Origin of the sequence: Gardnerella sp. KA00390, from assembly GCF_049244075.1 — a bacterium.
Classification (GTDB): Bacteria; Actinomycetota; Actinomycetes; order Actinomycetales; family Bifidobacteriaceae; genus Bifidobacterium; species Bifidobacterium vaginale.
In genome coordinates this window covers 1,196,043-1,215,815 of record NZ_CP058372.1, presented here as the reverse complement: position 1 = coordinate 1,215,815, position 19,773 = coordinate 1,196,043, and the positions used below count along the sequence as shown (strand labels likewise).

Below are 19,773 nucleotides of genomic sequence, written 5' to 3'. Positions count from 1 at the left end.
GTGCACAATGTGATATACAAATGTATCAATCACTTGGATTTTCAATTAAGATTGGGAACTTGTTTGCATTTGAACCATAAGTCACAGTCATTAGATAAAAAATAAAGGAGTAAACTATGGAATATAATTGCGGATTTATTAACGATAAAAAAGCATTTAGATATAGAGCGGCAGCTATCATAGTCGAAGAAGGTTGTGTGCTATTTGCAAGAAATGATGAGGATGACTATTTCTACTCAGTTGGCGGAGCGGTTCACATGGGCGAGACGTCAGAAGAAGCCGTTAAGAGAGAAGTATTTGAAGAGACAGGTCTTAATTATGAAGTAGATCACCTTGCCGTCATACACGAGAACTTATTCATCGGTAGCTCCGGCTTAGATGGAGTAGACTTCCATGAGCTTACACTCTACTACATGATGAAGCCCATGGGCAAAAGAGATTTTACGAGCCAAAGCACTACAGAGTCAGGTGCTAAAGAGACAATGCATTGGTTACCTATAGATGAGCTTGATAAGTTCAAGGCTTACCCGACATTTATGAAAGAATATCTTAAATCGGAGCATAGTGGAATAGAGCATATAATTTCAGATGAAAGATATTAATGAATCCCGCTATTATGGCAAGAGATCGTTACATAAACATTATTTCTTAGAAGATTATGACAATAATAATGTGTTTGATATTGAAGAATATATAAAGAGAAAAGGCAAGGTTAAGCTTAATAGAAATACGGTAATTACAAGATTGTAAGATTTACTGTTATAACTATATGGTCGAGGGTATATCTGAAATAATAGAGCTAGATAAATTTGAAGTTGCGGAGGTAATGAAATGATTAGAAAAATAAAAAAAGAAGATGCTCAATCTATACGAGAAATATGTGATATTTCTTTAGGATATACTGTTTCTACAGAGTTAGTAGAGAATCAAATCACAAAACTATCCGCTGATAAAAAGCATCATGTGATTTATGTTTATGAGGATGAGGATTTACATAAAGTTGTTGGATTTATACATGCTGAAATGTATGAGAGTCTTTATTCAGATTGTGGATTAAATATTCTAGGATTAGCTGTTTTACCAGAGTTTCAAGGAAGAGGCATTGGAAAAAAATTGATGAATCATTTAGAAATGGATTCTCGACAAAAATTACTTAAGTTTATCAGGTTAAACTCAGCAGAAGCAAGAACAGAAGCACATAAATTCTATGAAAATATAGGATATGTATGTGATAAGACGCAAAAGAGATTTATTAAAATTTTCGAATAAGTCAATTCTAGTTTGTTGAACTGAAAAATTGAATACTAAATGTGTAAGACGATAGAAAAAAGAAAAAATCTATCGTCTTTTTTCTTGCCTAATTTCCCTATGTTTTGCTATCAATAAATAGGGAAAATTCACTAAGAAGCTAAGAAAGTATTTCAAATGCTTCTCACTAATATATACACGACAAAATGTTAGTTCCATTAAATATGTTACAGAAAGTAAAGGAGATAAGATGATAAGAATCGGTCAAACCCTCACTTTGGTGTAAATTCATTTCCTTCCCTTTATCTGCTATTTTTATGTTCAAACTCAAACGAGAAAATAAGTGGTGCTTCCCACCGTCACGGCGCTTGATCGTGCTATCAGATGCAGTAATGCGAACATAAAAATCGTGTATGACAGTCAAAAAATCCCATTCGTGCAAATGTGTTGCAATATGCGATACAGTATTTTATGATGAGTGTATGGAGGTTGATTGATATGGCAGTTACTAAAACAGCGAATGTGAATGTGAGAATACAAGAAAATATTAAGCAGCAGGCGGAGCAGATTCTGGAAACTATTGGAGTTCCTAGGGCTACTGCTATTGACATGTTTTATCGTCAAATCATTCTTAATAAGGGTATTCCGTTTTCTCTTACTATTCCGAAGTCGCTTCCAGCACAAGATGATATGGATGAGAAAACGTTTAATGCTTTGATGACTAAAGGCTATGATCAGGCGGCTCGCGGTGATAGTTATCCGATAGATGATGTTTTTGAAGAGCTTGAACGATGATAGGGATAGAAAAATGTCAGATTCATCGATGAAAGAGAAGGAAAAGCAGGAACATACTCCCACAGATGAGAAAAATCCACTATATTGTGAATCACATGAGCAAATATGTGAGAACCTTAACAGTGCAAATAAGGAATTGTCCAAGTATAAGGTTTTACAACTGAGTGCGGAAATCTTTTCCATCTTAATGATTATTGGAACTGTTTTTATGGCGTCCAATAAGCTACAGCTTTTTGGATGGATCACCTATTGTTTTGCAATTCTTCTTCTTGTTGTAGTGTCTCTTATTTGGGTTATTTGTGTTATTGGGCAGCGCAATATACATAGTCGTTTTAGGAGTGCAAATGTAGAGCGTAACAAATCTTTTCTTAGCTATGATAATCAACAGGGGAAGGGTAGACTCTCACTGGTTCTTTGTTGCTTTTTTGTGTTAAGTGGTATTCTAACTGCATTTTTTGAAATAACTGCGTTGCATCTTCCAAATCGGTGGCTTTTGCAGACTTGGGTATATGTTATATGCGCGGCAATGCCAGTTGTTTGGATGATTACGATTGCTCTTGAATTTGTTTTCTATAATCTCTATCTTATTTCGCGTATACGGAAAATAGGTATAAGAATTGTACTTCGTTATCTATCTGTTCTACTTTGCGTATTGATTATCTTAGGTCTTGGATTTTTTGACGTTTTATTTATTGTTGGAAGATATTCTGTGAAACAAAATGATAATGGTACATACACAGAGCACGTGGATGATATGTATGCTCCTTTTGAGTATTATCTTTATCGGTCTGAAGGTCCGTTTTTCCTTAAGTATCTTCGACCAATGACAGATTCAAGTGATACTGATCCAAAAATAAGTGAATCTGAGTGGTATCGCAGAATCGATCGCAATAACAGGAAAGATACAAGATTAAAAGATACAAGATTAAAGGTTGAAGAGCCAGATAAAAATTACGATTTGCATGATGCCGCTGAGCGTGATTTAGAATCAAAGAAGGAAAGAAATGCAGCGCTTAAGATATTTGATAAGTATTTTGCGGCGAAAGGCTTTGCGTTCAAGGAGAACTATACCGCCAAGGGGGATATGTACTTTGTTCTGAGTGAAAGCCGTTCGGACATTACTTATCTGCAGTATAACAGGGACTCTCAGGATGGAAAATGTGGTCTTTATATTCTGTTTAAGGCTTCAAAATCTTCAAATGGAAGCTGGTCGTCGAGTGATGCTCATATGCAGAACACTTATACTTATGAATATAGCACTGGACTGATTGCAGAGAGCAGTAGGGCAGATTGGTAGTAGGCAGAATCGTTGGATGCCAGAATCGAAGAGTATCTGAAGATTGCCAGATAGTGATTGTCAGATAGTAGAATCCATATTTGTGTGCTCTAGTTGCTTATGTTTTAGGGAACAAATCGGTGTAAAAATTGTAAAAAAGTTCCCTGCATTATTTGATTTCTCATGGTAATGGCTTGTTGGTTATTCAAGAAAATAAGGTTCCTGAGTTTAAGAAGTTGCTTGTTGAATATTATGAGGATTAAGATTTGCAGTCTGTAACGGATGCGCTTGCTTGCGTTAGTGAAGATGATTGGAAAATGCGGTGCGAACATGAGAGAAAACAAATTGGCGGTCGGTTGCGCTCATTTGTCGGCAGAAATTGCGCTTTCAACGGAAATTGCCAATCGCACTTGCTACTACGCAACTGCTGTTTCAGCTATAATTTCACCACGATCATGATGAATTCGAGTTTGAAATGGAGATGTTTTTATGATTTTAGCAGATAAAATATTGGAACTGCGTAAACAAAACGGTTGGTCGCAGGAAGAATTGGCGGACAAATTGGGCGTCAGTCGCCAAGCTGTTTCCAAATGGGAAGGTGCACAAAGTATCCCGGATATGGAACGGATAATTGCATTGAGCCGTTTGTTTGGTGTTAGTACAGATCTTCTTGTAAAAGATGAAATTGATGTTATGGGGAAGAACGTCAACGCAAATGAAAATGCCTGCCAGGAAGAAGCCGGCGTCCGCATGCGTGTAATTGAGCTGGAAGAAGCCTCCGCTTATATTGCTCACAGAATATCATTTGCCGCCTATGTTGCTCTAGGCGTTCTTCTTTGTATTCTGGCGGCAATCCCGTTGATCGGCAGTAATCTTTTGCTTTCTACCACAGTAAATGCGCAAGTCGGTAAAACTATTGGCTTAGCATTCAGCGTTGCTATTATTGCCGTAGCTGTAGCTATTTTTATTATTCAGAGTTTCCACGAAAAGCGTTATCAATATTTGGAAAAAGAGGACTTTGAAACAGCTTACGGAGTTGACAGTGTGCTCAAAGAACGCTTGGAACGGTTCATGCCGTCGTATGTGCTGCGGACGGTCAGCGGTGTCGTTTTATGTATGGTTGCCTTTATTTTTCTTATAATTTCGGATATAGTGCCGGAATTTTATCAACTTTCATCCGACTTTTTTGTAGTTATCGCTATTGCCCTAGTGGCAGCAGCTGTTTATTTATTTGTACAGGCGAATATTATCCGCTCGTCCTATTACCGTTTGCTGCAACCGAAGAAAAAGATTGTCTATCCTGCAAAGATTAGGTTATTGCTCCAAGCTTACTGGCTTATAATTGTCTGCATTTATTTAGTCTACAGTTTCATCACGTCCGATTGGGGAAAAAGTTGGATTGTTTGGCCGTTGTCCGCATTGACTTACGGAGTAATAGAAGTAGTGCTCAAAGCGTGGAGGCTCGGAAAGAAATAAGTGACTTTCAGCGTCAATTTTGTGGCGAATAACAGGTGCTATCCGAACGAAATATGGTATGCTTGCGCTTAATATTACCCCCAAGGGTGAAAGTATGATTAAAAATGTCGCACATATAGGCTTTACCGTCGGGGTGCGGACATTTTTTAGACAGCCACACCCAGCCTACTTCTGTTCTCGATAAGACTTATTCCTCCAAGTTATCAAGTTGCTTATTTGATGGCTAGCGAAGATGCTCGTAGTAGGGAATTTGGCGTTTATTGATTGGTTAAGGATAATTATCCCAAATTCGTTTTATCGATGGACACAATGAATTTTTCGCAAGAAGGGATTATATACAAATATTTACCGGATTTTCTATTGGAAGAGAATGCGTAAGGTACTTGATTTTGCTCTTATGTAGATTATGTTTTGCGATGGCTATTATTAAAGGGTTTAATAAGCAAGAGCAAGCGCGATGTTTCATTGTTTTCCTTGCGAATTGGCGGGTTTTCATTCCGACGATTGTCTGGATTTTGTTCCGATGTTTGGCGGGATATTAGTGCGACGATTGGCTTTGTTTAGAAATGTGGTTGTAGGACTAAATGTTAAAAGGTTTAGCGTGCGGTGGATTTAAGCTTACTTCTCGAGATTCTAGATGTGATTTTGCTATTCTGCTGTCGAGTGTTTGTGTGCTCTAGTTGCTTATGTTTTAGGGAACAAATCGGTGTAAAAATTGTAAAAAAGTTCCCTACATTATTTGATTTCTTATTCTGTTACAGTTGGTAACTATAGTGTTTCACCTTGTTTCTTTTTCCGTTGTAAATTATTTGTTAGTTTGTAATTAGGCGGTATATAAATCAAATGTTTCAATACTATTTTGGTTTCCGTCAAGTAATTTCATGATGTGTAATAAGTGATTTGAAAGGAGTTGTGTCATGAGTAGTGTTATATCTTTGGGGGAAAAAATTAGAAAGGCTCGTCTGGAAGCTGGGTTGACGCAGGAGGAGCTTTCGGAATTATTGATGGTATCTCGTGCTGCTGTAGCAAAATGGGAAACGAATCGGGGTTTGCCAGATATCGAGAATCTGAAATTTATTGCGTATGCTCTAAGCGTGAGTGTTGATTATCTTTTGGATGAGAACAATAGTGTTGATTTTTCTATTACTAAGAAGCCTATTAATCTCAATAAATATGGTTTCGACGGTAGGTTGAGCAGTTTTAAGAAGTCGAAAGTTAAAGAGCAGATTGTCCTAGATGAATATCCTGACTCAGAAATCAATATGCTAACTGTTGTTAAGACTTATAACAGTTCATCTGAGAAAATGGTGGATAATTTTGTTGGATGGTTTTCTACTCTCCTTGGAGGATTGCCATTGTTTGGCATATATGATTTCAGTAAAGCTGTTGCCACTCTTGGGGCTGATCAGTATTATTTGGTGGATAAAAAAGATAAGCAGTATTTCGTGCTTATAACTGATGAGTATATTATTAGCAGAATTATGGGAGTGGCGTTTAATAGTAAAAAGTTCCGTATTGGAGATAAGGAATTTATGAAAGTTGGTTTGCTTCGTAATAAGTAGTAAATGGGTGGGTGGGTCTGGTTTTAATATTTTTTCTCATAATATTTGTTGATAAAAAACATGATTAATGGAGAAAAGGCGATCGAAATAGCTAAAAGAGCAGCTGGCAAATATGCTTTTGTGATAAATGCAATTATGGCAATTATTCCCATTAGGTGCATTAGTATGAATGCCATTGTTGCATTTACTTTATCTTTGATTTTCTCGTTTCTTTCATCGTTCATATTTATTTTGTAGGTGTGGTCTTTTTTCATCATCTTATAGTGCATGATTTTTACGTGTGAAAGTGAGATAATCACAACAAAAACAACTGACAATACAATTTCGACGGATTCATTCAGTTTAAGAGTCAGTGCAAGAATTAATCCGCAAATACCTATTACATAACCTATGTACCAAAAATTCTGGGTTTTTTGTTTTTTCATTTTTTATCCTCCTCGTAAATAAATATTTCTTCGATTGTTAAATTAAAGTACTTAGCAATTTTGTATGCCAATATGATTGACGGGTTATATCTCCCATTTTCCAAAGAACCGACTGTTTGTCTTGATACTTCGAGTGCGTCAGCAAGTTCTTCCTGGGTTATGCCTTTTTCTTTTCTAATTTGTTCAAGTCTATTTTTCACATTACATTCTCCTTTCTAATGGAAAGCTAGCTTTATATATAAGATAATCGTTTCGAAAGTAAATGTCAAGTTTGCTTTCCATTGGATTTAATTTCGATAATATTGTTTGCAAAGTTTCATAGTATTCAAGAGAGTAAGAAAAAATAGAAGTATAATTTTCTTTCAGATACTATTTCAGATAGTATTGTTCTTATGGGTAACAGTAGTGAGCTTTCGGCAAGTAACAGTGAAAATGCGTTAGTAGATTTTACTGAAAAACTTCTTGTGGATGTTAAAGATTTTACTAAGAACAACAATAAAGTATTAAGTGTTCCCGTATCTGAATTATTGAATTTTGGATCTGGTTTATCGTCATTAATTCCTGCATGTAATACGGTTACTCAAACAATAACAATTCCTACGGATGGTCTTTATAAGATTGCTAATAAAGCTGCAGGTGATACTCTAAAATACGCAAAAAATGGGAATCTATGGGGATCTTTAAGAAAAGCTGACGGTGGTTCTAGAATGATGCAGATTTCAAAGATGGAGTCTTTGCAAGGTTCTATGAAAACAGCACTTCCGTTTAATCCTGCTCTTTTAATGATGGCTGTGGCTATTTATTCTATTGAAAAAGATATGAAAAAGATTAAAGAGACGCAGGAAAAGATACTTACCTTTATGGAAGTTGAGAATGAGTCACAGATTGAGGCAGATGTTGAGTCATTGATGGGGATTGCTTCTACTTATAAGTGCAGTTGGGATAATGAAATTTCTGTTACGAATAATCATAAGCTTGTTATCGATATTAAGAATCGTGCTAGAAAGAACATTATTGCTTATCAGAAAAAGATTACTGATATTCTTCTGTTAAAGAAGTTTATTGTGTCTAAAAGTAACGTAAATTCGACGTTGTCTGATTTAGGGAAAAAGTTTAAGTATTACAGATTGTCGTTGTATATTTTCTCTCTATCATCTTTGATGGAAATAATGTTAAGTGGTAATTTTTCGGAAGAGTACATTAGTAATGCAGAAAATGAGATAAAGAAATTGTCTGATGACTACTGTGAGAAATTTGAAAAAAGCTCTTTATATTTAGAAAAACTTGGTAATTCGGAAGTGGAAGTCAACGTTGTGAAAGCTATAGGTACTGCTGGTACTGCTGTTGGTAAGCTAATTGGTGGTATTCCTTTAGTTAAAGATGGTTCTGTTGATGAGTTTTTACAAGATAAAGGAAACGGATTACATGAAAATGCTAATGCAATGGGAGCAAAAGCAGTAAAGGAGTTTGCTGTTTTGCGTGATCCGGAAACAAAAGTGTTTGTTGAAAAAATGGAGGATATAACTCAAATTTACAATCGTACTTCGCAAATATGTGTTGATAAAGAAAAAATATATTTGTTGTAAGTCATATATTGTTTCATGTTGTGAGAAAACGTTTAACGCGTTGATGTCAAAGGCTATGATCAGGCAGCTCAAAGTGATAGTTATCCGATAGATGATGTTTTTTAAGAGCTTGAACGATGATTGGCAACCGTGGGGTAATCTTGGTTTTAGAAAAATACGCGTAAAAAATTATTACATTTACTTTTTGGTTGATGAGAATAGAAAAGAAATTCAAATACTCGCGGTTATTTACGTTAGAAGTTACTAGGCTAGGCAACTGGAACAATTGTAATGTAAACGTGTTATTAAGCAGGTCTTAAACCTTTTTGCAATATTTTTCTATCGTTAAAAAGTGCACCCACTATACATAGTGTGCACTTGAAAAGAGTGTAGCCATACTAGGAGTTCTCTAAATCCACGTTGAGACTATAGTATTGATGTCAAAGGCTGATTAGGTGAGTGTGTTTTATAACGTTCGAAATTACGCTACTTCGTTCGTTACTTTTCTAATACAAACGCGCATTAGTTGTTTGTGTCGTTAACAATACTTTCTATATTTCTGCCTGAGTAGAATATGCGAATAACTGTTACAGTCATTTGGTTTTCGTCTACTTGGTAGAAAACAGTGTAGTTGTCGACTGGAACTCTGCGTATTCCTTTAGAACACCAAGGTTCCCAATTAATAAGCGTATATCGCATAGGCATAGTCTCAAGAGAACGTATAGCATGCTTAATGCGGTTGACTTGTTTTTCCGCCGTTTTTGGAACTTGTAATGTGAAGCGAATATACTCGTATAATTCGCTGAGATCAAGGAACGCTTGCGGAGAATAAATGACGCTATAGGTTGTGCTCATACGCCGTATTTCTTAGCGAAGAATTGGTCTACTTCATCTGCACTATATTGTTTGCCAGTTGAAATAGAGTCGATGCCTTTTTGTAATTCTTTATCCAACTCATCTCTTGTTAAGCTGCCTAAAGCAGTAGGCGTATTAACTGGCAAGCGGAGTTCAAATGGCATGCCTTTTTGTAAAACGATTTGGCTGTAAAGCATTTGGATTGCTGAAGATGGTGTTATTCCAAGTTGGTTCAATATGTTTTCGGCGTTTTCTTTAAGATTTGTATCGATTCTTGCATATACAGCGTTCGTGTTTGTCATTGTGTTGGCTTCCTTTCTGACCTTATTTTACAAAATTCTTGCAAGCATATGCAAGCGAATGAAAGCAAAAGTTTAATCACTATTCAGATTATAGCTTTCCGTTGTTGTATCTTCGGATTCAAACTCAAGCTATTAAGCCAATTTTAAGCCTTTTAACGATAGCCTTTTCCTATCGTTAAAAAGTGCACCCGATATCCATAGTGTGCACTTGAAAAATAAAAAATTTTTCTTTAATAAAGCTTGTATGTGTGGTTTTTTTTTTAATAGTAATACTATTAAAGCTAAACAGACTATTATGGATTCTAATTTTAATAGAATTGTATTCTTATTAGAATCACATATTAAGAATAAGGAGAACTTATGAAATTAATTAGACCAGATAGTAAATATATCCAAGGTTATATAGAAGCAAATGAAGAAGATGAGATTTTTAGGCCGAATGCTGAAAGACGTTTTAGAAACTATGAGACAATTATAGAGAGTTCTTATAATATTGAACATGGTATAAATTTACCTGAAAATTATGTTAGAGCTACTACATTTTGGCTGATAGATAATGAAAAATTTATTGGTGAAATTAATATTAGGCATGAATTAAATTCTTTTTTAATTAACTATGGTGGTCACATAGGGTACGAAGTTAGACAATCTGAATGCATGAAGGGCTATGGAACAAAAATGCTTTCTATGGCACTTACATATTGTAAAGAGACTTTGAATCTGCATAAAGTTTTAATTACGTGTGATGATGACAATATCGGATCTATAAAAGTTATAGAAAATAATGGTGGAATTTTAGAAAACAAAGTGAAAAATAGCTTATCAAGAGGAAATGTTACGACAAGAAGGTATTGGATTAATATATAGGAAAAATATTAAATTTTATCTATACTGACCACTCAATCGTGACTTAGGACAATTTTTAGACATTTTGTGCAATCGAAGCTGTGCAATCATAGCACGATATTCCGTAATTGCTTTTTCTAGGAGAAGATGATGAGTGAGACGAATGTAAGACCAGTGCTTTTCAAGCATGCTTTTTGGGGTCATGTGATTACAGAAACTGTTGCTGGCATTTGCACGCTTATTATTGCGTTACTTGTACAAAAGTTCATAGGGCACCGCGTACTAGGTTGGGAAACTGTGGCAATACTCGCACTGAGTGTTGTGGTGTTTTCGCTGCTAAGCACAGCGTATCTGCAGTGGGATAGGCATCGCAGACCAGATGACAGGTCTGGCGATTTGCTTATCGGAATCATCGATTTCGTACTCAGGCTGCTGGTGACTTCCGGTATTGCTTTATTGCTTGTTTCCAATACTACGCTGCTAAGCATTATTATTGGCGCAGCGATTACTAGTGTGTTGCTGTTTGTTTTTGAAAAGCCTTGGCAGCCAGGTATGACAGATGCGCAATTACAGGAAGCTTCAAAGAAATCGGTTGAGCTTGGCGTTCAAATGCTTGAAGAAGAGCGCGTAAAGCGCTCCGAGGCGAGAAACATGATTGCATTACAGCATGCGAGCGCAGGTAAAACAGACACTTCTAGAGGTGTGTCTCTAACGTTCTCCTCGTTAATTGTTGCGAATATGCTGATGGAAGCAGTATGCGATGTTGTCACATTTTTGCTTGCATTGATGCTGCAATGGTGGATGCTTGGTACTATTGCTGGATGGCGAACTCTACTCGTCATGTTCTTGGGCAATATGCTATTTTCTTGCGCGGCGGCTGCGGTTATGGTTCTGATGGGCGCATTGAAGGCTGATCAACAGAAATGCTTAACAAAAAGTTGGCCTTTCTTGGTTATTGTTGTGCTGCTTCGACTGCTGATTTTTGGTGTTCTCGCTTGGCTGCTTACACCGAGCTTAGTATGGGTAAGCGTAGTCGTTGGCGTTGTGCTTACAGATATTGTTATCGTTATAAAGCATCATCCATGGAGAAGAACCGCAGTAGCTGCATAAGATTTTATAAGACTGTTTTCTTCTTCTTTGAGCAAAAGGCTCTACGTACGTGGAGTGTGTCGTATTGATGTCACGTGTGGATTAGGTGGGTGCATTTTTGCCCTTGTGTAGCAGGGCTTAGCGAGGTCTATCGTTAAAAGGTTTAGCGTGTGGCGGCTTTAGGCTGGGTTCTCGTAGTTTTTGAACGTGTTTTGGCTGTTTCTTACTCGAATGCCTATTGATTTAGTTGCTTATGTTTTAGGTAACAAATCAGTGTAAAAATTGTAAAAAAGTTCCCTGCATTATTTGATTTCTCATGGTAATGGCTTGTTGGTTATTCAAGAAAATAGGGTTCCTGAGTTTAAGAAGTTGTTTGTTGAATATTATGAAGGTGAAGATTTGCAGGTAATTGCTTCGTTTATGAGGGAATATTGTTGGAAGCATTAAACGAGCATGATGATATTGATCCTTCTGGTTCTTCTGTTTCGTGAACCTTGCTGTTTATGAAAAGTATAGTTTGATAGTGAACGAAGAGATTAGCGTTGATAATCTAGACAAATTAATAAAAAAAATAATATATTTATTAAGACTATTACAGTAATCAGAGTGAATTGTAGATCTTGTTTGCTTAATAATCTGTTTTATGATCATTTGATACAGAGTCGTGTTAGCGAAAAGGAGGCTAGTAGTGTTATGAGAAGTAAAACTATTTTTGGTAAAACCATTTTTCAAAGTTGTCTTGTTGTACTTCTGCTGATAGGTACTCTCTTTTCTCTTGCGGGATGTGCTGACGATGAAGAGAAGGCGGAGCTTGCGTCGTATCATTGGGAAACGGTGGCGGTGTCTCGGGAAGAGTTTCGTATACCAGAAAACTATATGAATAAGGATGAGTTGTATCTCTTTGTGTCGCGCGATATTCTTGATTCTCACTATGATTTGTCTAAAGTCACTCTTGGAGATAAGCGTATTAAGTTAGTTGACTCATCGTTCAATTTACCTGGTCCGGGACTTAAATCTTTATTTTTAGTTGGGAAATTTGATTTAAAAGACAAGCCAGGCTCTGATGTTCTTAAAGTACCAGGGCTTAATAAAGCAGGTAATGTTGCTGTAGGTTATAAGAAGAAATAGTGATATTTTGCACTTGATTTGAATCGTTTCCCTGATGATGAATTAGTTAATGAAACTTGTAGATTAGAGGGTTTGGAATGAATATGTATGTTGGAGGTATATGTTAAATAGGGTTGTATCTCGTTATGATTCGTTCGTTGCGAAGCATCAACGTACAAAAGGTGCTTTAGTATATTTTATAGTTCTTATGCCGCAGGTGTTATCAGTTTTTATTACTGGTTTGATACAGCTTGCTGGAATGTTGCTGCTTATTTATACGATGGGATCGTTGCATTCTGCTTCGACGCTGCTTGAAGGGTTTGTTGCGTTTAAGTTGGCGTTATCTTTCTTCTTACAAGCATCTGGTTTTATTGCTAAAGATCGTTGTGAAATGCTTCTTATCGCTTTGTTTCGTCAGCTTACTTTCCATCGTTTTGTGCGTTTATCTGTTCAGAATAATGATGATGAAACATTGCAGTCTTCGGCATTAACATATCCAAATCAGATAAGTCAGATAGCTTATGGTGTTGATTTTGTGTTATCAATATTGCAGTTTATTATTCTTTTTGCTATCTGTGTTGTTCAATATCACGAGAATAGTATTGTAGCGGTTTTACTATTAGTTCTATTATGCGTTGGTAATTTGTTCCTTATACGTTGGATTGGCGTATTGTGGAAGAACTATGTGGATTTAGAAGGTAAACGTCGTAATCTTCTCAGTAAAATTATTGATAAACTTCCTCACGCTTCAAGAGTGTATCGTTATAATGTTGGTATTACAGCGATTGAAGATGCACGTAAAGCAGAAGAAAGAGTGCTTTATAAGCGCATATTTCCTCAATTATTGAGTAATATTGTCGAGCAAGGTGGGTTGACATTACTGCTTGCTGGTGTTGTTCTTGTTCATGTAACTATTTTTCCAAATGCGTTGTTTAATGTTGGAATTCTTTTTGCGATTAAATATTTGTATGGCGCCATGCAGAATAATATTGTGAATTATCGCGTGATTCGGCTTGCTCTTCCAATGGACAAGGATTTAGTGCAATTAGAGCAAAATGCTATGAATAATACTCTCGCGGATGCTACTAATATTTCTGATTCTGTTGTGTTTGATAATAAGTTCGCTCTTTTGTCTAAAGAAGCTGGATCGGCGTTGAATGCGTATGATTCCATTGTTAGCAGTAGTAAAATATTGGTGCCTTGTAATCCTATTATGTCGCAGGGGCTTATTGAAGCTTGGTTTGATATTGCGAGCGATGATACTCGTCGGAAGTACGAAAACTTCTTGCGTTTATTTAATGTGTCACGTGAGGTTGCGGATAGGTTTTTGCATAATCCTGAAACGTTATCTGTTGGTGAGTGTCAACGCGTGGTGCTGGCTATGGCGTTTGCTCAAGACGTGGAATATTTGGTGCTTGATGACGTGTTTTCTGTGTTAAATCCAGAGCTTCGAGAAACAGTTTCACAAGCTATGCTAAGTTCTCAAGTTCATCATATTGTTTTATTTGCACGTAATCCAGAGTATATTCCTTGCGTGTTTTATGGTAACAACTCTAAGCAAGTCACGCATAGTGTGGTTGAAGAAAATCATTTGCAGAATACTTGTAGTGTAAAACTATGCAAGCGGATTGTGTGGAATCGAAAATTCCTACAGGTGCAGAATCACGTGGTAAGTTCATTAGAACTGTGCGCGAATTATTCTCCGCTAGTATTGTTTGTTTGCCGATAGCAACAGTACTCATAGTTCTTGCTGAGTTAATGTTTGTAGAGAATATTGCTACGAACACCAACTTAAATATGCTTCAGTCTTCTGCATTGTTTGCAAGCTTGCTTATTGTAGTTGGTATTATTGCTCTTAATTTTCCTGTATATGCTGTGCCAATTGTGAGACTTACAAAACTGCATAATCGTTTGATTATGCGTTTGCATAAGTATTCAAATATTGATAATAAAGGTGATGTTTTAGGTAGACTTGGGGATGATTTTTCTGACTTACAGATGAGTATTCCTAGTGCTATTGCACACGTTATTTTTATTATTGTTCAAACAGTAATAGTTCTTGCTATGACAATTGCTGCAGTACCGCAGTACGTATACATAATGATTATTATGGTGCCGTTATCTTGTCTAATATGGTATGCCGGTTCTCGATTACTTAATACGGCTGCGGATAAACAAGCACAATATCGCGATAAGTTCTTAGGAGCATTATCGTCGTTATTATCAACGCGAAGCTTACCGCAAGGTGCTATTTTTGATAGTTCGCGCAAGTATCATTATGCTTCGTCAGAAAATAAGTATTGGCAGCGTATGCGTCGTTTTATCAATATTTACACAGTGAGAAATTGCATGATGCAAAGTCTTTCTTTAGTGTTGGAATTTTCAATACTTTATATGCTTACAGTATCATCAATGAATTTTGCTTCTGCTAGTGCTGTGTTGTATTTTGTGGTAATGCTGTCGTCAAGCTTGGAAAATGTGATTGAAACTTTGCAAGATTCAGGAGTTTTAACCCAGACTGCTCAGCGAGTTTTCAGTTTGGAAAATTATGAGCGTAAGCAGCAAGCGTATAAGAGGAATGAATTAGCATATCAGAATCTTAGTAAAACTATTGCTGATAGTGATATTTCTTCAGTTGCTATTATTGGCGCTAGTGGTGCTGGTAAATCAGTATTGTTGCGAGATTGGTTTGATCATAACAATACTCAGAATTGTATGCTGATTGAAGATTACTTATTTGATGATAACGGTGCTATTGTTGCTCCAGATTTCACGTCGCTCACAAAGTGTATTGGTTCTCAGCAGCGAACTGTTGTTATGTTGGATGAGACGTTCAAAAGTGTAACTGATGCTTATGGTTGTAGTGAACGTGAAATAATTGTGCGAGCTATTAGATGTGCTAAAACGAGGAATAACAAGCTTGTAGTTGTGTTGCACGCGCAAACTAATTGTGATGTATTTGATAAAGTGATTAATTTTGATGAATATTAAGAATCCAAAAGTACTGTGAGTTGCGTTCGTTGAGACGTTACTGATGGTGAATGTGAGAATACAGGAAAATATTAAGCAGCAGGCGGAGCAGGTTTTGGAAACTATTGGAATTCCTAGGGCTACTGCTATTGACATGTTTTATCGTCAAATCATTTTTAATAAGGGTATTCCGTTTTCGCTTACTATTCCGAAGTCTCTTCCAGCGCAAGATGATATGGATGAGAAAACGTTTAACGCGTTGATGGCTAAAGGCTATGATCAGGCGGTTCAAGGTGATAGTTGTCCGATAGATGATGTTTTGAGGAGCTTGAACGCTGATTGGCAGCCATGGGGTAAGCTTGGTTTTAGAAAATTAAACTTTTTAACGATAGCTTTTCCTATCGTTAAAAAGTGCACCCAATATCCATAGTGTGCACTTGAAAAAAGTGTAGCTATACTCGTAAGTTTCCTAAATCTCACGTTTAGAACGTTTGCTTGATGTCACGGGATGTGTATTAAAAGCATACGAATTGCAGACGTTTGAATAAAGATGTTTTATTTTTTTTTTAATTATAAAGCCCAAAAGTGAATTTTTAATTTGTTTCGATTATAATAGAAACAACTATAAAAAACAATAAATTTATCGACTATAATCGAAATTGTAAGCAAAGCTGTAATCGAAAGGTGTGAGGATATGTCATATATATTACGTAAAAAATATCTTAATAAGATCAAACCTTTTATTGACAAGCCTATTGTGAAGGTGATTACAGGTATGAGACGAGTGGGAAAGTCCACTTTGTTAAAAATGATTCAATCTGAATTGCTTGTAGACGTTCCTCAAAGTCGTATTATTTATATCAATTTAGAATCAGCTCAATACTTATCTGTGAAAAATGATTTTGATCTGCAGAGATTAATTACGGAACGTAGTCAACAAATCGAAGGTAAAATATATTTTTTCTTTGATGAAATTCAATTAGTTTCTCACTGGGAACGTGTTATAAATGCGCTTAGAGTTGATTATGATTGCGATATTTATTTGACTGGTTCTAACTCAAAATTATTGTCCGGCGAGCTTGCCACCTTGCTTGCGGGGCGTTACGTAAGTTTTGAGGTGCTTCCTTTTACTTTTAGCGAATTCGTGAATTTGTATCAAAGTTTGAATTTAAGCATACAGGAATTATTTCAGCTATATATCAAAATTGGTGGTATGCCTCCTCTTCATTATTTTAATGGGGAAGAGGAGCCGAGTTTTAGATATTTAAACGACATTTATAATACCGTTGTTGTTAAGGATATACTTGAATACAATTCGATCCGAGATGTTGACGTATTTAATCGCATTTTACTTTTTTGTTTAGATAATATTGGACAAAGTTTTTCGGCTAATAGTTTACGTAAATATTTTGTTAGCGAAAATCGTAAAGTTTCAGTTGATACCATTTTGAATTACTTGAATTTTTGCCAAGCGGCGTATCTTCTGAAAAAAGTTCCACGCTATGACAGTGTTGGAAAAAAGTTATTGACGGTTGAGGAAAAATACTATATAACAGATCATGGTTTTAGACAAGCAGTAGGCTTCTCAAACGTTGCGTCAATTGAACGTATTCTAGAAAATATTGTCTATATTGAGCTTTTGTCTCGTGGTTTTCAGGTTCAAGTTGGTCGTATTAATAATCAAGAAATCGATTTCATTGCTACTAGACAAGGTGAAACTGAGTATTATCAAGTCTCTTATTTGATGGCTAGCGAAGAGACTCGTAGCCGGGAATTTGGTGTTTATCGATTGGTTAAGGATAATTATCCTAAATTCGTTTTATCTATGGATACAATGAATTTTTCGCAAGAAGGTATTATACACAAATATTTACCAGATTTTCTACTGGAAGATAATGCGTAATCTGCTTGATTTTGCTCTCATGTAGATTATGTTTCGCGATGGCTATTATTAAAAGGTTTAGTCTGCAAGCGTAAGCGCGATGTTTCATTGTTTTCCTTGCGAATTGGCGGATTTTTATTCCGACGTTTGGCGGGATATTAGTACGACGATTGGCTTTGGTTAAAAATGTGGTTGTAGGGACTAAATGTTAAAAGGTTTAGCGTGCTGTGGCTTTAAGCTTACTTCTTGAGATTTTAGATACGATTTTGCTATTTTATCAGTTATAACTTATAAATTATCGATTTTATCATTAAATTTCACTTATAAGCGATGAGTGCTGTGATAAGGATGATGAAAAAGTGTCAACGTTGTTGACACAATTGAGCTGGTCTAATCATTTGAAAATAATATCTGGATCTAAGAGTAAAGAAGAAAGAGAATTCTACATTAACTTAGCTATTAACGAGAATCTAACTCACCGAGAGTTGGTAAGGCAGATGGACAGTGGCTATTATGAGCGTTATATGCTTTCAAATAGTAATAATTTGCCTGCTATACAAAGGGTAAAACAAGAGACGCATAATTTGTTTATGGACAGTTATGTTTTAGAATTTATCCATGCTCCCGAGCTTGGTAATGAAAGAGAATTTCAGAAGTCAATTCTAGAGAATTTGAAGCATTTGGGATTTGTTAATAAATGGCAAACCTTTTAACGTTGCTCGCTTCTATTGCTAAAAGGTGCATTCACTTTGCCTACGCATCTGTTTATGTATGGAAATAAAATCCTGTAGATTATCGGATGATTTTTAGCTACAATTATTTTGTAAACTGAATATATGCATTCTTTGTCCATAATTTACATCCCGTCAGTTTTATTAAACTCAAAGATGACTTGTACTACGAGATGAATGAATATTGGGCAGATGATAGCGAATAACAGAGTGAAGATTGAACATGAGAATCGTAGTTGCAATTAGGTAGAGATTAAGTTGTAGAGGAGGTATAAATAATGAAGTATATCAAGCATTATGCTTTTTTGACTATGGTAGTTTGTCTTATACCACTTATTTCAGGTTGTAAGAATCAGAATAGTTTTAGCAATAATAATAGAGAAGTAAAAACAGAAAATCAAAAGTCTGCAAGAAATGAAGGAAATTCAGAAAATAATGAAGATGTTGACTGGAAAGAGATAAGTAAAAATGGTGTTGATGAAACTTTGCTAATAAAAAACATAGATGAAAAGGTTCTCACGTATGTGGCTAAACAATTACAAAATCTATGCGATGAGATTGGTGAAAAGGGGCGCAAAGATAAATTCTATTGGCTGACAGGACAATGGTATAACGATGTAATGTATTCTAAACAATATATTAGTGTCATATTATTAGGTAAAAAAGCAATGAAACCATTGTTCCTAATAATATATAAAAGCAAAGAGGCTGGAATGTATGAATGGGTTTGTAGTAAAGCTTTAGATGAAATATCTGGGTTTGATTTCTCGGGATTAAACAATGGTGCAGGCTGGAGCAATTCTAAAGAATTTTTAAAGGCATTTACCGATAAAATTATTGAACAAAAAAATTAACAACTCTCTGTTTCTAATTGTCTTGGAGTATAAACCAAAAATATTAATCATCCTAGCTTTACGCACTTTTGGACCTATAACCCACATATCAATTGGTAATGTCAAACAAATTCGCGCATAGTTTATGGATATTTACTGATTAGTGTTATAGGAGTACACTATGAAAGGTATAGCGAACGCAAATAGTGTGGTTCACGGTAGAACTTCGTCAGTGCGCAAAATAAGGGATATGTGTCATTTTACGTGAATTAACGACTATTGCGTATCACGAGGTGAGGGATATGAAGAAAAATATGAAGCATCGTGTGTTAGCAGTGTCTAGTGCTGTTTTGTGTGTTGTATCTATGACCTTGAGTGTTACCGTTCTGCCTGCGATGCTTATGCCAACGTAACGAAGAATCCATTGTTTGCTGCTGTTTTGGCTGCTGTTTGTGTAACACTTTTCGCTGGTAAGCGTCGTGGTGTTTCGCGTCATTGCAACAAGTAGTAGCATGTTAAGACTGGACTTTTAGTCTGGTTTTGCTTGTGACTGATTGCCTCACTTCGTGATATTTTTCGCGGAGTGAGGCTTTCTGATATTAATACGGTTGGGATTGTGTTAATACGGTTGGGATTCTGGTTGCATGTATGGTAACGATTGTCATACTAGGATTAACATAGCGTATAATTATGTGATTAAATGCATCAAAACATATATAATAATGTGATACGCGCTAAAAGATAACGTAGAGTATGGCAGAATAATCGTGCAATCACGAACGCAAAATTTTGAGCGTTAGTCAAGTTTTCT

Annotated in this window: 20 protein-coding genes and 3 pseudogenes; 19 read left to right on the top strand and 4 right to left on the bottom strand. The window is 36.0% G+C overall.

Translation table 11 applies throughout. From position 1 onward, the window contains the following. The first annotated feature begins 116 nt into the window (after nt 1-116). From HXT53_RS04880 to HXT53_RS04850, 7 genes and pseudogenes are all read left to right on the top strand, one after another. On the top strand, nt 117-602 hold the full coding sequence (locus HXT53_RS04880; protein ID WP_004114742.1) for an NUDIX hydrolase: 486 nt from the start codon (nt 117-119) through the stop codon (nt 600-602). A 31-nt stretch (nt 603-633) separates the two neighbouring features. After that, nucleotides 634-750: pseudogene (locus HXT53_RS04875) on the top strand (conjugal transfer protein TraG); the annotation flags it as partial. Between the two features lie 81 nt (nt 751-831). Next, nucleotides 832-1,269: a GNAT family N-acetyltransferase gene (locus HXT53_RS04870; RefSeq protein WP_004114745.1), complete on the top strand. Its 438-nt coding sequence runs from the start codon at nt 832-834 to the stop codon at nt 1,267-1,269. A gap of 477 nt (nt 1,270-1,746) precedes the next feature. Beyond that, complete coding sequence (locus HXT53_RS04865) at nt 1,747-2,043, top strand: type II toxin-antitoxin system RelB/DinJ family antitoxin (protein ID WP_421780059.1); 297 nt, start codon at nt 1,747-1,749, stop codon at nt 2,041-2,043. Nucleotides 2,044-2,056: 13 nt separating this feature from the next. Continuing rightward, entirely contained in the window at nt 2,057-3,340 is a 1,284-nt protein-coding gene (locus HXT53_RS04860) for a YcxB family protein (RefSeq protein ID WP_421780057.1), read from the top strand. A 468-nt stretch (nt 3,341-3,808) separates the two neighbouring features. Beyond that, entirely contained in the window at nt 3,809-4,795 is a 987-nt protein-coding gene (locus HXT53_RS04855) for a helix-turn-helix domain-containing protein (protein ID WP_103013161.1), read from the top strand. A 917-nt stretch (nt 4,796-5,712) separates the two neighbouring features. Beyond that, nucleotides 5,713-6,357: a helix-turn-helix transcriptional regulator gene (locus HXT53_RS04850; RefSeq protein ID WP_101891930.1), complete on the top strand. Its 645-nt coding sequence runs from the start codon at nt 5,713-5,715 to the stop codon at nt 6,355-6,357. A 23-nt stretch (nt 6,358-6,380) separates the two neighbouring features. Here HXT53_RS04850 and HXT53_RS04845 read toward each other — a convergent pair whose 3' ends face one another. Both HXT53_RS04845 and HXT53_RS04840 read right to left on the bottom strand, forming a co-directional pair. Then, the gene (locus HXT53_RS04845) at nt 6,381-6,782 is read right to left on the bottom strand and encodes a DUF2178 domain-containing protein (protein ID WP_101891931.1); all 402 of its coding nucleotides are present in this window, start codon (nt 6,780-6,782) and stop codon (nt 6,381-6,383) included. After that, entirely contained in the window at nt 6,779-6,982 is a 204-nt protein-coding gene (locus tag HXT53_RS04840) for a helix-turn-helix transcriptional regulator (RefSeq protein WP_004113289.1), read from the bottom strand. The genes HXT53_RS04845 and HXT53_RS04840 overlap by 4 nt, the downstream gene beginning before the upstream one ends. Before the next feature lie 192 nt (nt 6,983-7,174). Between HXT53_RS04840 and HXT53_RS04835 the strand changes: the two genes are divergently transcribed. The 3 genes and pseudogenes from HXT53_RS04835 to HXT53_RS04825 all read left to right on the top strand — a co-directional run bounded on the left by HXT53_RS04835 (nt 7,175) and on the right by HXT53_RS04825 (nt 8,615). Beyond that, nucleotides 7,175-8,368 carry a hypothetical protein gene (locus tag HXT53_RS04835; RefSeq protein WP_004114755.1) on the top strand — a complete coding sequence of 398 codons (1,194 nt, stop codon included), beginning with the start codon at nt 7,175-7,177 and terminating at the stop codon, nt 8,366-8,368. Between the two features lie 22 nt (nt 8,369-8,390). Beyond that, nucleotides 8,391-8,473, top strand: a pseudogene (locus HXT53_RS04830) (toxin-antitoxin system protein); the annotation flags it as partial. After that, nucleotides 8,460-8,615, top strand: a complete 156-nt coding sequence (locus tag HXT53_RS04825) for a hypothetical protein (RefSeq protein ID WP_004114756.1) — start codon at nt 8,460-8,462, stop codon at nt 8,613-8,615. The pseudogene HXT53_RS04830 and the gene HXT53_RS04825, both read left to right, overlap by 14 nt. 254 nt (nt 8,616-8,869) lie before the next feature. Here the strand turns inward: HXT53_RS04825 and HXT53_RS04820 are convergent, their stop codons facing one another. Together HXT53_RS04820 and HXT53_RS04815 are read right to left on the bottom strand one after the other, a co-directional pair. Further along, nucleotides 8,870-9,202, bottom strand: a complete 333-nt coding sequence (locus tag HXT53_RS04820; protein WP_004113282.1) for a type II toxin-antitoxin system RelE/ParE family toxin — start codon at nt 9,200-9,202, stop codon at nt 8,870-8,872. After that, nucleotides 9,199-9,504 carry a type II toxin-antitoxin system RelB/DinJ family antitoxin gene (locus HXT53_RS04815; RefSeq protein ID WP_009994780.1) on the bottom strand — a complete coding sequence of 102 codons (306 nt, stop codon included), beginning with the start codon at nt 9,502-9,504 and terminating at the stop codon, nt 9,199-9,201. The genes HXT53_RS04820 and HXT53_RS04815 overlap by 4 nt, the downstream gene beginning before the upstream one ends. A gap of 360 nt (nt 9,505-9,864) precedes the next feature. Here HXT53_RS04815 and HXT53_RS04810 point away from each other — a divergent pair, with 360 nt between their 5' ends. From HXT53_RS04810 to HXT53_RS04770, 9 genes and pseudogenes are all read left to right on the top strand, one after another. Then, nucleotides 9,865-10,371 carry a GNAT family N-acetyltransferase gene (locus tag HXT53_RS04810; protein ID WP_101887612.1) on the top strand — a complete coding sequence of 169 codons (507 nt, stop codon included), beginning with the start codon at nt 9,865-9,867 and terminating at the stop codon, nt 10,369-10,371. Between the two features lie 129 nt (nt 10,372-10,500). After that, the gene (locus HXT53_RS04805) at nt 10,501-11,460 is read left to right on the top strand and encodes a hypothetical protein (RefSeq protein WP_029600600.1); all 960 of its coding nucleotides are present in this window, start codon (nt 10,501-10,503) and stop codon (nt 11,458-11,460) included. A 672-nt stretch (nt 11,461-12,132) separates the two neighbouring features. Continuing rightward, the gene (locus HXT53_RS04800; RefSeq protein ID WP_004113272.1) at nt 12,133-12,567 is read left to right on the top strand and encodes a hypothetical protein; all 435 of its coding nucleotides are present in this window, start codon (nt 12,133-12,135) and stop codon (nt 12,565-12,567) included. A gap of 100 nt (nt 12,568-12,667) precedes the next feature. Further along, nucleotides 12,668-14,275, top strand: a complete 1,608-nt coding sequence (locus HXT53_RS04795) for an ATP-binding cassette domain-containing protein (RefSeq protein ID WP_014554489.1) — start codon at nt 12,668-12,670, stop codon at nt 14,273-14,275. Then, nucleotides 14,179-15,537: an ABC transporter permease gene (locus HXT53_RS04790; protein WP_421780051.1), complete on the top strand. Its 1,359-nt coding sequence runs from the start codon at nt 14,179-14,181 to the stop codon at nt 15,535-15,537. Before HXT53_RS04795 ends, HXT53_RS04790 begins: the two co-directional genes overlap by 97 nt. 43 nt (nt 15,538-15,580) lie before the next feature. Beyond that, nucleotides 15,581-15,855, top strand: a pseudogene (locus HXT53_RS04785) (type II toxin-antitoxin system RelB/DinJ family antitoxin). A gap of 355 nt (nt 15,856-16,210) precedes the next feature. Next, entirely contained in the window at nt 16,211-17,419 is a 1,209-nt protein-coding gene (locus HXT53_RS04780) for an ATP-binding protein (RefSeq protein ID WP_013399688.1), read from the top strand. Nucleotides 17,420-17,757: 338 nt separating this feature from the next. After that, nucleotides 17,758-18,111: a DUF1016 N-terminal domain-containing protein gene (locus HXT53_RS04775; RefSeq protein WP_004113264.1), complete on the top strand. Its 354-nt coding sequence runs from the start codon at nt 17,758-17,760 to the stop codon at nt 18,109-18,111. A 296-nt stretch (nt 18,112-18,407) separates the two neighbouring features. After that, entirely contained in the window at nt 18,408-18,983 is a 576-nt protein-coding gene (locus tag HXT53_RS04770) for a hypothetical protein (RefSeq protein ID WP_004113262.1), read from the top strand. The last annotated feature ends 790 nt before the right edge of the window (nt 18,984-19,773 follow it).